Consider the following 525-nt stretch of genomic DNA (forward strand, 5'->3'; position numbering starts at 1 on the left):
GGTTAGTGGTGGTGATGATGATGATGATGATGTGTGCTGGTGTAGGCAGCAAGGTGCACAGGGTGAAGGCAGGCGTCCCCAAGCGCCCCACCCACCTTGGCAGCCTTCCTGGCAATGAACTCCGCAGCCTTGCGGATGATGAAGGTGTCTGCTTCTGAGTTGCACGTGAACACCTCCGTCACCCAGGGTCCGCATTTCACGTAGTGGACCTACACAGCAAGGGCCAGTGAGGCCCTGATGCACTGCTTTATGAGTCTATTTGTGCTGCAGCAACGCCTTTTGGGTGAGCGCCATGTAATAACTATGATGATGATGATGATGATGATGATGATGATGATGATGATGATGATGATGATGGCCCACTGCACACCAGCCATGTGCAGTCAGCTGCTAGGCAGCTCTTCTCCATGGGGGGAACCCTGTTGCAACACACTGCTGCCTCATCATGATCAGCATTGCGCAAAACAGCTTGTGGCAGGGTGTGGGAGCATGGCACGTAGCATGTTGCCGTCAAGACACGATGGC

1 protein-coding gene is annotated in these 525 nt (G+C 54.1%); it reads right to left on the bottom strand.

Annotation, left to right across the window (positions count from 1 at the left end):
• Nucleotides 1-301 precede the first annotated feature (301 nt).
• A partial coding sequence (locus ACT6R0_RS18680) for a hypothetical protein (RefSeq protein WP_444667470.1) occupies nt 302-525 on the bottom strand: 224 nt, incomplete at its 5' end.

The organism is Flavobacterium sp. (assembly GCF_052437795.1).
In the GTDB taxonomy this organism is placed as follows: Bacteria; Bacteroidota; Bacteroidia; order Flavobacteriales; family Flavobacteriaceae; genus Flavobacterium.